This is a genomic window from Thermodesulfobacteriota bacterium (assembly GCA_040757775.1).
Classification (GTDB): domain Bacteria; phylum Desulfobacterota; class UBA8473; order UBA8473; family UBA8473; genus UBA8473.
In genome coordinates this window covers 1-13319 of sequence record JBFLWQ010000041.1, presented here as the reverse complement: position 1 = coordinate 13319, position 13319 = coordinate 1, and the positions used below count along the sequence as shown (strand labels likewise).

Sequence of the window (13319 nt, the reverse complement as noted above, 5' to 3'; positions counted from 1 at the left end):
ATGGAGAGACCATGCCGATTGCAGATAACAAGACTGCTGAAGGGCGCAAGAAAAACCGGCGCATAGAAGCCAACTTTGATACTATACTAGTAATCAAGAAATAAGGGAGATTCCCGGATAATCAGTAAGAACTCAATTGATCCACGCAAATCTGTTCGATCTTCATGGGAGGGGGGCTTACCGGAGGGTGCAGTCCCCTTCCGGTTTCTTATAAAAAACAATCTAAGTAATGCATTACGAAAAGTGTTCAAAGCTCAGCCTTCTGAGCCAAAACGCAACTGAAAAGAGAAATACCATGTGTAGGATTAAAATATCACTCATCACGCTAATCTGCTTCATCCTGACGGCATGTACCACGGTTCCCATCACCGGCAGACAGCAGCTCAATCTGGTTCCGGATTCCTCTATGCTTTCCATGAGCCTTCAGGAATACAACAAGTTTCTGGATCAAAACAAGTTGAGCAAAGATACGGAAAAAGTGAATATGGTCAGAGAAGCCGGTGTCCGCATTCAGCGAGCGGTAGAAATGTATCTCACCCAGAACAATATGAAGGAAGAGCTGAAAAATTATGCCTGGGAATTCAACCTGGTGGAGAACAAAGAAGTGAACGCATGGTGTATGCCCGGGGGAAAGGTGGTTGTTTACACCGGCATTCTTCCCTATACGCAGGACGAAACCGGCCTAGCGGTGGTTATAGGTCATGAAATCGCGCATGCAGTAGCCAAGCACGGCAATGAGCGGATGAGCCAGGGGCTTCTTGCAGAAATGGGTGGCATTGCCCTTTCCGAAGCGCTGAAAACAAAATCCAGCGCAACACTGCAGCTTTGGATGGCCGCTTACGGATTGGGCGCCCAGTATGGCATATTAATGCCCTACAGCCGCCTTCAGGAAAATGAAGCAGATCACCTGGGACTGATTTTCATGGCCATGGCCGGCTATGACCCCAATGCGACTGTTCCCTTCTGGCAACGCATGTCAGCCCAGAAAGGGGGCTCGGCCCCGCCTGAGTTTTTGAGCACCCATCCGTCGGACAATACGCGCATCAAAAACATCCAGTCCCTGATACCTGATGCCATGAAGTATTATAAACAAAAATGAACCCTAGCTGAAAAGGGGGGAAAAGGTGGGAATCATCAAGGAATTTAAAGAATTCGCTATGCGGGGGAACGTCGTTGATATGGCTGTTGGAATCATCATCGGAGGAGCATTTGGAACAATAGTTAAAAGCCTCGTCGATGACGTTTTGATGCCGCCGATTGGTTTGCTCCTTGGCGGGATCGATTTCTCCGACTTTTTCTTTGTTCTCAAGCAAGGTGCCAAAGCTGCCGCTCCTTATGCGGCTCTGGCAGATGCTAAAACAGCGGGGGCAGTAACAGTCAATTACGGTCTTTTCCTGAATGCGGTTATCAGTTTCTTAATCGTTGCGTTTGCTGTGTTTATGCTTATCCGGAGCATCAACTTGCTAAGGCGTCAAGAAGAAACACCACCCGCAGAACCTACCACCAAGGAATGCCAATATTGCATGTCAACGATAGCAATCAATGCAAGCCGTTGTCCCAATTGTACATCAGAGCTCAAGTTTGGATAATATTGACGCAATGCCCAACTATTGGATCAACCGTACGGTACGGAGGGCACGGCACAGTGCAACGGTTACCACGAGCGCTTATGCCTGCCTTCAGTTACCCATGGCGCTGAGCCTATAGAAAAAGCCTAGGTTTTTCCAATAATTACTTTATTAGACGGCCGATTTATGGTATTATCATCATAATAGATTATTATTAATGCCAGGGTATTTGAGGAAACGCAGGAGTACGATTTACTACAACCGATGGAGACTTGGTTTATATTAGTCATTGCGAATCCGCCAGAGGCGGATGAAGCAATCTCATAATGTGTTGATTATCAAAGAGATTGCCACGGCGTGCATACGCCTCGCAATGACTGAAGGCGAGTTTTTCAAAGGTCTACGATGATGAAGGAGTGTAACACATGGAATTAGGATTTAGGAACAGGTTTATGGGTTTGTGGAGAAAATACTTTGATGGCGCTGAGCTCCCGATTACATTCTATTATACTGACCAGGAAGGGCGTGGTGAGCTGGTGCATGCACCAGCAGCAGACCATCAATGTTTAATTGGGGTTTTGGGTAAGGTCTGGAAAGGACAGTCATTGTCTTTTGGGGCGAATTCTTTCGGCTGCAGTGGTGGGAAGAGATACCTGGGGTATACTCAGGAACTGAGACCAAACTTCGAGTACTTCCTTTCCTGCGGGATAGAAGGAGAGTTGGAAGGAGAGCGTTATAAAAAGACCCCGGAAATAGTAAAGCAGCTTATGAAGGAAAGCCCTCATTTTGAGGCACCTCACAGGTATATTGTATTCAAACGGTGGGATAAGCTTGAACAGATAGACGAGCCTGAAGTAGTAATATTTTTAGCCCGCCCGGATGTTTTGGCAGGTCTTTTTACCTTGACTGGTTTTGAAGAAACCAATCGAGAGGCAGTGATTGCTCCTTTTGCCGCAGGTTGCGGGTCAATTGTCCTATACCCATATATGGAAATCGACAGAGACCATCCCAGGGGTATCCTTGGAATGTTTGACGTTTCAGCACGGCCATACGTGCCAAAAGATACACTCAGTTTTTCCTTACCAATGAACAAGCTCAGGAGTATGGTTGACGATATGGAGGATAGCTTTTTGACTACGCAGAGTTGGGCAAAGGTTAATAAGAGGATTAAGAATAATAAGGTTTAGAATTTAGATAGTATAAGTTTTGTATATGGAAAAACAGAGATTCAAGGTATTCCTAATTATTTCTATTACCGTTCATCTATGCGTCATTTTTCTTGTAGGCAGCATTTCCTTTAAACCCATTAAAGGTCGTACTCTCACAGTAGAGATACCGCCTCTATCTTCTAAACCTGAAGAAAAATCCTCAAATACCAAATTTGCTAAGCAATCAATAAAAAAAACACTCCAGTTAACCTCTATTCATATGGAGTCAGTTAATAATATTATTGAGGGTTATAAAACCAGGAAACCTTTATCTTCCAAAAGAGAAGATACAATCCTGTTGAATACCAGAAACCCAAAATATATTACCTATTCATCTAAGATTAAAAGGAAGATCGAATTGGTATGGGAGTATCCCCACAAGGCAAAAAAAGAAGAAATGAAAGGAAAACTAACTTTGATGTTTTCGATTTTAAGAAATGGCGAACTTGAAGGGCTTCAACTCTTAAAGTCTTCTGGATTTCCGATTCTTGATAACGGAGCTTTTAATGCAGTCAGACTTGCAGCTCCTTACTATCCCATTCCACAGACGATGGAGATTAACAAATTAAATTTTATAGCAACATTTGAATATCGGATAGACTATTGATATACTGAAACCTTTGCACAACCTGCCAAGAGCTTCTTCAAAACTCTCGGCTTATGTGCCCATCTCCCATGATGCTAGATATTTTTCCTGTTCTTCTGTTAAGGTATCTATCTCTATACCCATGGACTCCAGTTTGAGTTTTGCTATCATCTGGTCTATTTCTACAGGTACACTATATACCTTATCCTCAAGCGTCTGATTATTGTTAGTCAAATACTCTGCTGATAATGCTTGATTTGCAAAGCTCATATCCATAACACTTGATGGATGTCCCTCTGCTGAAGCAAGATTGATAAGTCTTCCCTCTCCCAGTACATTTATCCTGTGATTATCAGACAAGGTGTACTCATCAATAAAATCTCTAATCCTCCTTTTGTTTTTACTGATTTTTTCCAGCCCCTGCAATTGCAGCTCCACATTAAAATGGCCGGAGTTAGATACGATAGCGCCATCTTTCATTGTCAGGAAATGTTCTGTTCTTATAACATTGATGTTACCCGTAAGAGTACAGAAAATATCCCCTGTTTTGGCTGCGTCTGCAATCGGCATTACCCTGTATCCATCCATAACAGCCTCCAGTGCCCTCAAAGGGTCTATTTCAGTCACTATTACGTTGGCACCCATCCCCCTTGCTCTCATAGCCACACCCCTGCCACACCAGCCGTATCCGCATATCACAAAGACTGCCCCTGCCAAGAGGCGGTTTGTAGCACGAATAATTCCATCGATTGTACTCTGTCCGGTTCCGTAACGGTTATCAAAAAAGTGTTTTGTATCTGCATCATTGACCGCAACAATAGGAAACTTTAATACCCCTTTGTCTGCCATAGTTCGCAGTCTTATGATTCCTGTGGTAGTTTCTTCGGTCCCTCCGACTATTCCATCAATCAGCTCTGTTCTTTGAGAGTGTATAGTAGAAACCAAATCAGCTCCATCATCCATGGTAATCATAGGTTTCATGTCCAGGACTGCGTTGATGTGCCTGTAATAGGTGTCGTTATCTTCTCCCTTCCTGGCATATACAGGAATCTCATAATCCTTTACTAAAGATGCTGCCACATCATCCTGGGTACTAAGGGGGTTAGATGCGCAAAGGGAAACCTCTGCTCCCCCGGCCTTCAAGGTTCTCATCAAACTGGCAGTTTCCGTTGTAACATGAAGACAGGCACCCAATCTTATACCTTTCAACGGTTTTTCCTTTTCAAACCTCTTCTGTATTAAGTTCAAAACAGGCATGCTCTGGTTTGCCCACTCGATCCTGAGTCTTCCTTTTTCTGCAAGGTTCATATCCTTTATGTCAAAATCCACTCCAACCTCCTTATATTAGTTAGAGAGCGGAAGAGCCGAAGAATAGTTTCTGTTCCTCAACTCTTAAACTTTTCAACTCTTTAACTCCTCAACTCTTCATATACCAGCAGCCTTTTTCAGTATGTCAACCTTGTCGGTCTTTTCCCATGTAAAATCAGGGTTCATCCTTCCAAAGTGGCCATAACATGCGGTTTTTTTATATATGGGTCTTAATAAATCCAGGCTTTCTATTATCCCTGCAGGCTTCAAAGAAAAATGCTCCGTCACTATCTCAGCAATTTTGTCAGGTGATATAACAGCTGTACCATTGGTATTTATCATCACTGAAACGGGCTCCGCTATACCAATTGCATAAGCCAGTTGGACTTCGCATCTTCTTGCCAGCCCTGCTGCTACCAGATTCTTAGCTATGTAACGGGCCATGTATGAGGCACTTCTGTCGACTTTAGAAGGGTCCTTCCCAGAAAAGGATCCGCCCCCATGGCTTCCCTGTCCACCATAGGTGTCAACGATTATCTTTCTGCCGGTCAAACCACAGTCGCCTTGAGGACCACCAACAACAAATCTTCCTGTCGGATTAATGTAATACTTGGTCTTTTCATCTAAGAGATCTTCTGGGATAACCTTTTTTATGACCTCTTCGATTATGCCTTCCTTCAATAATTGGTATTTCACGTCCGGAGTATGCTGAGAAGAGATAACTACTGTATCGATCCGTATAGGTCTATCATCTATATACTCGATAGTGACCTGAGATTTTCCGTCTGGTCTTAGAAAGTCAACTACCCCTTCTTTTCTAACCTGAGCCAATCTCTTGGTTAGTTTATGGGCATAGGATATGGGCATGGGCATAAACTCAGGGGTTTCATCGCAGGCATAACCAAACATCAAACCCTGATCACCAGCCCCCTGTTCTTTTCCATTGGATGAATTTACTCCAAGGGCTATATCGGGCGACTGCTGATCAATAGAGGTAATTACAGCGCATGTTTCCCAGTCAAAACCCATGGATGAATCGTTATACCCAATCTCTCTGATCGTCTCCCTGACTATCTGAGGTATATCCACGTAACAAGAAGTGGTAATCTCTCCTGCTATTATTGCTATTCCCGTTGTAACCATGGTTTCGCAAGCAACCCGCCCTTTAGTGTCCTGAGCAATAATTGCATCCAAAATAGAATCAGAGATTTGATCGGCTATCTTATCAGGATGCCCCTCTGTTACTGATTCTGAAGTAAATAAAAATCTGCTCATTGACATAAAAATATCCTCCTCAATCTTGATGGCTTCGTAAAAAGTTCAGTTTGCATTCCTCAAATCCTTAAATTCCATGGGGAAGCGTTTTATCATCTCTTCCTTAACAAAGGATTTGATCTCAGAAGCGGTTGAAAACCCCATAATGCTGTCCAAGAGTTCTTTTGATTCTCTGTGTGTTATAGAACGTATGATCTTTTTAACTCCTAAAACCGACAGGGCATTCATACTCAATTCATCTAAACCCATTCCCAGAAGAATAGGGATATATAATGGTTCTCCAGCCATCTCTCCACACATTCCTACCTTGATGCCTGCAGCATGTCCACAGTCAACCACATGTTTTATCACTCTTAAGACCGCTGGATGCAGGGGTTCGTAAAGATAGGCTACATGCTCGTTTACTCGATCGATTGCCAGCGAATATTGGATGAGATCATTGGTTCCGATGCTAAAAAAGTCTACTTCTTTAGCCAAAATATCAGCCAGAGTAACGGCTGATGGGATCTCTATCATTATCCCGATCTTGATATCAGAGTCGAAGGGAATACCCTCTTTTTTCAGCTCTAATTTTACCTCTTCTAATATCTCTTTTGTTTGAAGGATTTCACTAACCCCTGAAATCATGGGAAACATAATCTTGATCTTTCCGTAGTTGCTGGCCTTTAAAATGGCTCTCAGCTGGGTCTTGAATATACCAACTTCTCTTAGACAAAATCTGATAGCCCTGAGTCCCATAGCAGGATTCATCTCTTTAGCCAGATCAAGATGAGAAATGAATTTGTCTCCACCAATATCCATGGTTCTTATGGTTGTATAGGAGTGTAATCGTTCTACAACACTCTTGTATGCCTGAAACTGTTCTTCCTCCGATGGGAGTTCCTTTCTCCCCAGGTATAAAAACTCGGTTCTATATAAACCTATCCCTTCTGCCCCATGTTCCAGAACCGACGGAATTTCTTCAATCAATTCTATATTCGCTACAACCTTAATTCTATAACCATCCAACGTCTGAGCAGGCAGGTCTTTATATTTGAATAGTTCTTTTTCTAACCTTTCATAAATTCGTTTCTTCTCTAAATACTCATTCAGTACCGTCTTTGTAGGATTGATTAACACTATGCCTGTATTACCATCAATTATAAGGGAATCCCCAATCTTCACCTCTTGGGTAATACTTTCTAACCCAACCACAGCCGGGATCTCCAACGCCCTTGCCATAATTGCCGTATGGGATGTCTTCCCGCCTATATCAGTTGCAAACCCTACAACCTTATCCCTTGTCATCTGTGCTGTATCAGCCGGTGACAAATCATGGGCAACAATAATAACCTTTTCTTTTAAATCAGAAATACTATCCTGTTTCTTTCCTAAGAGATTTCTGGTAATTCTTTCTCCAATATAATCAACATCACTCTTTCTTTCACTCAAATACTCATCATCTATATTTTTGAATGCCCCTCGAAGCTTTTGCAGGGTAATCTCTAATGCCCATTCGGCATTTATTTTTTCTTCTCTTATCCTCCTTATAGTTTCGTCAATAAGCATTCTGTCTTCAAGTATCATAAGCTGTGCGTCGATAATGTAAACCACCTCTTTGGCATCCTGACTGAGGATATTATCCTTTACCTTTAAACACTGCTCTTTTGACTCTTCAACAGCAATTTTAAAACGCCTCTCCTCTCCCGGTACCTCAGCTTCATCAATAAGTCGATATGCAAATATATCTATCCTATCCCGCTCAATTGGTTGAGCCTTCCCAATAACTATTCCAGGAGATCCTCCGATACCCTTTATCACATAGTCTTCTTTCCTTTTAAGTTCCATCCCTATTCTTCTCCAAATCTTTCCTCTATTAGACGGCCCAGTTCCTCTATAGCTTCTCTGGCATCTCTGCCTTCAGCTTTTATAACAATCTCGCTTCCCTGTGAAGCAGCTAGCATTAATATTCCCATTATACCCTTGCCATCAATCTCCAGCCCATCTTTTTTAATGCTAATATCTGAAACAAATCTATTTGCCGTTTTAACAAGCTGAGTTGCAGGCCGAACATGGATACCCAGTTTGTTCTTTATAGTAAAGGACTTAGTTTGAACTGGCATTTCTTTCTATCCTTAAACTTATTATAGCTAATCATATCTTCTTCCTGAGCTTTGCTCTCTCAAGCTAACCTAATCCATGGATTTTCTTTAAAAATTTCATAGAATTAGGTTCTTTTCCCATTTGGTACTGTATGAAATTGGTGATGGCCTCTTTACTTTCCATTAACGCCTGCTTTGAAAATATCAGCCGATGAATTTTTCTGAAGTCCATATCTCTGGCTAAAAGCAGTATCTTCAAGGTTCCTGGAGATATGGGAGATAGGTTTCCCTGCCCAGGTGAACACCTATTACAAACTATCCCTCCTTTAACTGGACTGAACCAGAACGTCTCGCCGTCAGAAAGTCTATGTCTACATGTCAGGCACCCCTGTAATTGAGGTTGGTAGCCAACAAGAGAAAGGAGGCGGATCTCAAATATTCTCGCAATTTCTTCACCAAATTTGTGACCGTTAACCAGGGACAATGAATCAACAAGGAGATTAAAAACCTCATTATTTTTTTCTCTCTCACCAACTAATTCATTAATCAACTCAATAAAGTAGCTTCCATATGCCATCTTTTCGATATCTTTATAAATTTCCATGTGTGTTTTAATAATGCTGCAATTGTTTATCCTTGCCAATTCCAGGTTTTCTTTTTGAAAGAAAAGAAGGCTGATATAGGAAAACAATTCAAGAGTATTGCTAAACCTCTTTTTGCTCTTTTTCGCTCCTTTTGCAATACCTCTCAATTTTCCAAAATCTCGGGTAAAGAAGGTTACAATCTTATCGGACTCGCTAAAATCCATGGAACGAATAACGATAGCATCGGTTCTATAAAGAGGCATAGAGAAGGAATCCTTCTGTCTAAAAAATATCCTTTGAAATCCAACGTCTCCATTGCAATGCATTGTTGAGCTAATATGTCAAATATACGTCAGCCACTTCTTATATTTCTCCTGTTTCCCGCGTATTATATCGAAGAATATATTCTGAAGGCTTTGGGTAATTTCACCAGGCTTACCGTTACCGATGCTTCTATTATCAACCTCTCTTATGGGAGTAATTTCTGCCGCTGTTCCAGTGAAGAATGCCTCATCAGCGACATACAGCTCGTCTCGGGTAAACCTCTCCTCAATCACTCTTATTCCTCTATCCAAAGCAATAGATATAACTGATGCCCTTGTGATTCCAGGCAGCACGGATGTAAGGGGTGGGGTCTTCAAATCCCCCTTCTGGATGATAAAGATATTTTCACCTGTAGCTTCACAGACGTACCCCTCAGGGTCCAGGATGACCGCTTCATCATAACCATCCTGCGTAACTTCTCTTTTTGCCAAGACCGAATTTACATAATTTCCGCATATCTTTGCCTTGGTCATCATAATATTAACATGATGACGGGTAAACGATGAGGTTTTAACCCTGATTCCGTTCTTCAGCCCGTCATCACCCAAATAAGCCCCCCATTGCCAGACAGCAATAGCAACCCTTATAGGATTGTTTTGTGGATGGATACCCATAGCCCCGTCACCGATAAATACAATAGGCCTGATGTAGCTCTCTTTTAAGCCATTGATCTTGATGGTCTCTATAATCGCATTGGTTATCTCTTCCTTGCTAAAAGGAATATCAATCTGTCCAATATGGGCAGAGTTGAAAAAACGGTCTATGTGTTCTTTTAATTTGAAGATTGCAGAGCTTCCATCATCGCACAGGTAACATCTGATGCCTTCAAATGCCCCTAAGCCGTAATGTAAAGTATGGGTTAAAATATGTATTTTGGCATCGTCCCAATCAACAAATCTCCCATCCATCCATATCTTCTTTAATTTTTCCACCATGGGGGTTTTCCCTCCTTTTAATAACATGAAAATGTCTACTAAGAGTTAACTAGACTATATCATTGCAAATGATAAGTCAAATCTTTTTACCTTATCCAATTTTCAGGGGGAACCGGTGAAGATATCTATCCTGTATTGGCAGGCAGTTGACATAGGGAATATACTATTTACAACCCTCTTTTAAATTCTTTAAACTATCTAAAAAGGGTTTGGTTATAACTCCCTTCTCAGTAATAATAGCCGTTATAAAGGTGTTTGGGGTAACATCAAAAGCAGGGTTTAGAACCTTTACGTTTTTTGGAGCTATCGTTACTCCTCCTATTTGTGTTACCTCTCTTTCATCCCTCTCCTCTATTGGAATCTCTTCACCACTTTTTAGTGTCAGGTCAAGGGTAGATACAGGAGCGGCTACATAAAAGGGGATCCCATGTTCTTTAGCTAGGACTGCTACAGTATATGTACCTATCTTATTTGCGACATCTCCATTTGCGGCAATCCTGTCCGCCCCTACTATTACCAGGTCAATCATCTTCTTCTTCATGAAGTGGCCTGCCATATTATCGGTTATAAGAGTTACAGGTATCTTGTCCTTCATCAATTCCCATGCAGTCAGCCTTGCTCCCTGAAGAAATGGACGCGTTTCGTCTGCAAATACTCTGATATTTTTGTTTTTCTCCCATGCCGCCCTGATAACCCCTAATGCGGTACCAAATCCTGCTGTAGCAAGAGCTCCTGCATTACAATGGGTAAGAATAGTATCATTATCCTTAATAAAGACTTTACCATGAACCCCAATCTGATGATTGATACAGATATCATCCTCATAGATCGCCAGGGCTTCTTCTTCAAGAAGTTCCTTTAAGCCGTCCATATCCAGACCACTATAAGACCGGGCAACCGCCATCATCCTGTCAATTGCCCAGAAGAGGTTGACCGCTGTAGGACGGGTTTTCGACAGAACATCACAAATACCCTTTAGTTCAGCAACAAACTCTTTACGGTCATCTGCTTCTATAGTCTTTGCACCCAAGGCAACACCCATAGCAGCAGTAACTCCAATAGCCGGAGCCCCTCGCACTTTCAAGTCTCTAATAGCCTTTGCAATAGACATATGATCTCTGCATTCAATGTAAACCTCTTCATTGGGTAATTTAGTCTGATCAATCAATACTACAGCATCACCCCGCCATTCTATAGTTTTAAATGCCATTGCTTCTCCTTATGAATCCAATATTGATGGCTTCGTAAAAAGTCCATCTGTCCGCCTGAGGCGGATTGCGCTGCATCCTTCGTCGTTGCAGCGTACCCCTAAGTACGCCTCACTCCTCAGGATTTGCGCGCCTTGCATCTGGTCCGCCTCTGGCGGATTACTTTGCCATCCCAATTTTGACTTTTTATGAGTCCATCAACATTTTTTTTAGGATTTCATTAACCAAATTGGGGTTAGCCTTACCTTTTGTCTCCTTCATTATCTGTCCTACAAAGAAGCCGAACAGCTTGGTCTTTCCCTTTTTGTAGTTTTCCACCTCTTTGGGATTCTCTGCCAGTACCTTTTCAATAACCTCCAAAAGTTCTTGTTGGTCGGTAACCTGCAGAAGCCCCTTTTTTTCCACTATCTTTTCAGGGGGTTCACCTGTAAGGTAGATATCCTCGAATACTGTCTTTGCTATCCTGCTACTGATTGTGCCGTCTTCTATCATCTTCAGCATTCTGGCCAATAACTCAGAAGTTACCTGGCATTTTTCTATTTCTCCGTCATCCGTCTTTAATCTCCGCAATAACTCTCCCATCACCCAGTTACTAACCACCTTTGGGTTTTGATACAGTTTTACACACTCTTCATAATAATTTGCCAGAGATTTAGATGTGGTAAGCACCTGAGCATCATACTCAGGGATCTGATATTCCTTAACAAACCGGTCTCTTTTCTCGTCGGGCAATTCTGGCAGGCTTTCTCTTATCTCTTCTATCCAATTATAATTTACTGCTAAAGGGACCAGATCGGGCTCAGGGAAATATCTATAATCATGGGCATCTTCCTTGCCTCGCATTGATAAGGTAGCTCCTTTTGCTGCATCCCACAATCTTGTCTCCTGGATCACTTTATCCCCCTCATCTAGGGTATTTGATTGCCTCTTGATCTCATACTCAAGGGCTTTCTGGACATTCTTAAAAGAGTTCATGTTTTTGAGCTCTGTCTTGGTTCCAAATCCCACCTGTCCTGTAGGACGAAGTGATATATTAGCATCGCATCGAAAACTTCCTTCCTCCATATTACCATCACAGACATCTAGATACTGCAAAATACCCCTGAGATTCTTCAAGTATTCGCTTGCCTCTTCTGGTGTTCTGATGTCCGGTTCGCTGACTATCTCAATCAGGGGAACACCTGTACGGTTTAAATCCACATAGCTATAAGAAACATCTTCTTCCGCTTCGTCATGGAGTAGTTTACCGGCATCCTCTTCCATATGGACTCGTGTAATCCCTATTCTCTTCGATTTACCATCGGCAACGATCTCAATATATCCATGCTCTGCCAGGGGTAACTCATACTGGGATATCTGGTATCCCTTTGGCAAATCAGGATAGAAATAGTTCTTTCTGGCAAAGCGGCTATAGCGGGCAATCTCACAGTGAGTTGCCAGTGCAACCTTTAATGCAAGGTCCACTACTTTCTTATTTAAAACCGGAAGTACCCCCGGCATCCCTAAACAGACAGGGCAGGTATGGGTGTTGGGTTCTGCTCCAAAGGCTGTTGAACAGCTACAGAATATCTTGCTTTTAGTGAGTAGCTGGGCGTGCACCTCCAACCCGATTATGGCTTCGAACTCCATGTTAATATCCTTTTTTAGCTAATATAATCCAAACTAACCCCCATCATTTTTAACGATTTTTTTGAGCATTGTCAAACACTTTCTGTGTTAAACTGCCTCCAATTATCCTTGACAAATTCAGGTAATTGACCTAATTATAATTGCATAGTTTCGTATTTTGTATTCTGTCATTCCGTGCTTGACACGGAATCCAGTCTTTTAGTTTTCTGGATTCCTGCTTTCGCAGGAATGACATATGGAAACCCTGTAGCAAACTCTAGGAATTATCAAAGGGGTTTCAAATGAATTCCAGCAGCAATCACAGGCTAAGAAATTTCCTACTATATTCATTCAGCATCTTGATGGTTTTACTCACCCCTCACTTCTCAATAGCCAAACAGGTAACCTTTGAAAGAGAGTATACCTACCAGGCAAGTGAGGCTGACAGTAAACTCTCATGCAGGGCTATTGCTTTAGAGCAGGTAAAAAGGCTGCTTTTAGAGGAGCTGGGGACGTATCTTGAGAGCAGGACAGAGATAAAGGATTTTAAGTTGACAAAGGACCAGATTATAACCCTGACAGCGGGGATAGTAAGGACAGAGATAGTAAAAGAGACATGGGATGGTAAGACATA

The 13319-nt window shown here is 42.2% G+C and carries 13 protein-coding genes; 5 read left to right on the top strand and 8 right to left on the bottom strand.

Annotation, left to right across the window (positions count from 1 at the left end):
• Positions 1–295 precede the first annotated feature (295 nt).
• From AB1401_15015 to AB1401_15000, 4 genes are all read left to right on the top strand, one after another.
• A complete protein-coding gene (locus tag AB1401_15015; GenBank protein MEW6616763.1) occupies positions 296–1099 on the top strand; it encodes a M48 family metallopeptidase in 804 nt (267 codons plus the stop codon).
• A 31-nt stretch (positions 1100–1130) separates the two neighbouring features.
• Positions 1131–1589, top strand: a complete 459-nt coding sequence (gene mscL / locus AB1401_15010; protein MEW6616762.1) for a large conductance mechanosensitive channel protein MscL — start codon at positions 1131–1133, stop codon at positions 1587–1589.
• Positions 1590–1993: 404 nt separating this feature from the next.
• Positions 1994–2755 (top strand): DUF169 domain-containing protein, encoded by a 762-nt coding sequence (locus AB1401_15005; protein MEW6616761.1) that lies wholly within the window; start codon positions 1994–1996, stop codon positions 2753–2755.
• A gap of 25 nt (positions 2756–2780) precedes the next feature.
• Complete coding sequence (locus AB1401_15000) at positions 2781–3383, top strand: energy transducer TonB (GenBank protein MEW6616760.1); 603 nt, start codon at positions 2781–2783, stop codon at positions 3381–3383.
• A gap of 51 nt (positions 3384–3434) precedes the next feature.
• Here AB1401_15000 and ahcY read toward each other — a convergent pair whose 3' ends face one another.
• From ahcY to gatB, 8 genes are all read right to left on the bottom strand, one after another.
• Positions 3435–4691, bottom strand: coding sequence for an adenosylhomocysteinase (gene ahcY, locus AB1401_14995; protein MEW6616759.1), 1257 nt, complete (start codon positions 4689–4691; stop codon positions 3435–3437).
• Between the two features lie 96 nt (positions 4692–4787).
• Positions 4788–5951 carry a methionine adenosyltransferase gene (gene metK / locus AB1401_14990; protein ID MEW6616758.1) on the bottom strand — a complete coding sequence of 388 codons (1164 nt, stop codon included), beginning with the start codon at positions 5949–5951 and terminating at the stop codon, positions 4788–4790.
• 39 nt (positions 5952–5990) lie between these two features.
• Positions 5991–7772 carry a phosphoenolpyruvate--protein phosphotransferase gene (gene ptsP, locus AB1401_14985; protein ID MEW6616757.1) on the bottom strand — a complete coding sequence of 594 codons (1782 nt, stop codon included), beginning with the start codon at positions 7770–7772 and terminating at the stop codon, positions 5991–5993.
• 2 nt (positions 7773–7774) lie between these two features.
• Positions 7775–8047, bottom strand: coding sequence for an HPr family phosphocarrier protein (locus AB1401_14980; GenBank protein MEW6616756.1), 273 nt, complete (start codon positions 8045–8047; stop codon positions 7775–7777).
• 64 nt (positions 8048–8111) lie between these two features.
• Positions 8112–8873, bottom strand: coding sequence for a DNA repair protein RecO (gene recO / locus AB1401_14975; protein ID MEW6616755.1), 762 nt, complete (start codon positions 8871–8873; stop codon positions 8112–8114).
• 78 nt (positions 8874–8951) lie between these two features.
• The gene (locus AB1401_14970) at positions 8952–9869 is read right to left on the bottom strand and encodes a branched-chain amino acid transaminase (GenBank protein ID MEW6616754.1); all 918 of its coding nucleotides are present in this window, start codon (positions 9867–9869) and stop codon (positions 8952–8954) included.
• A gap of 163 nt (positions 9870–10032) precedes the next feature.
• Positions 10033–11079, bottom strand: coding sequence for an S-methyl-5-thioribose-1-phosphate isomerase (mtnA, locus tag AB1401_14965; protein ID MEW6616753.1), 1047 nt, complete (start codon positions 11077–11079; stop codon positions 10033–10035).
• A gap of 184 nt (positions 11080–11263) precedes the next feature.
• Entirely contained in the window at positions 11264–12706 is a 1443-nt protein-coding gene (gene gatB, locus AB1401_14960; protein ID MEW6616752.1) for an Asp-tRNA(Asn)/Glu-tRNA(Gln) amidotransferase subunit GatB, read from the bottom strand.
• A 281-nt stretch (positions 12707–12987) separates the two neighbouring features.
• Between gatB and AB1401_14955 the strand changes: the two genes are divergently transcribed.
• Positions 12988–13319 (top strand): hypothetical protein (locus tag AB1401_14955; protein ID MEW6616751.1); only part of this gene is annotated, 332 nt, incomplete at its 3' end.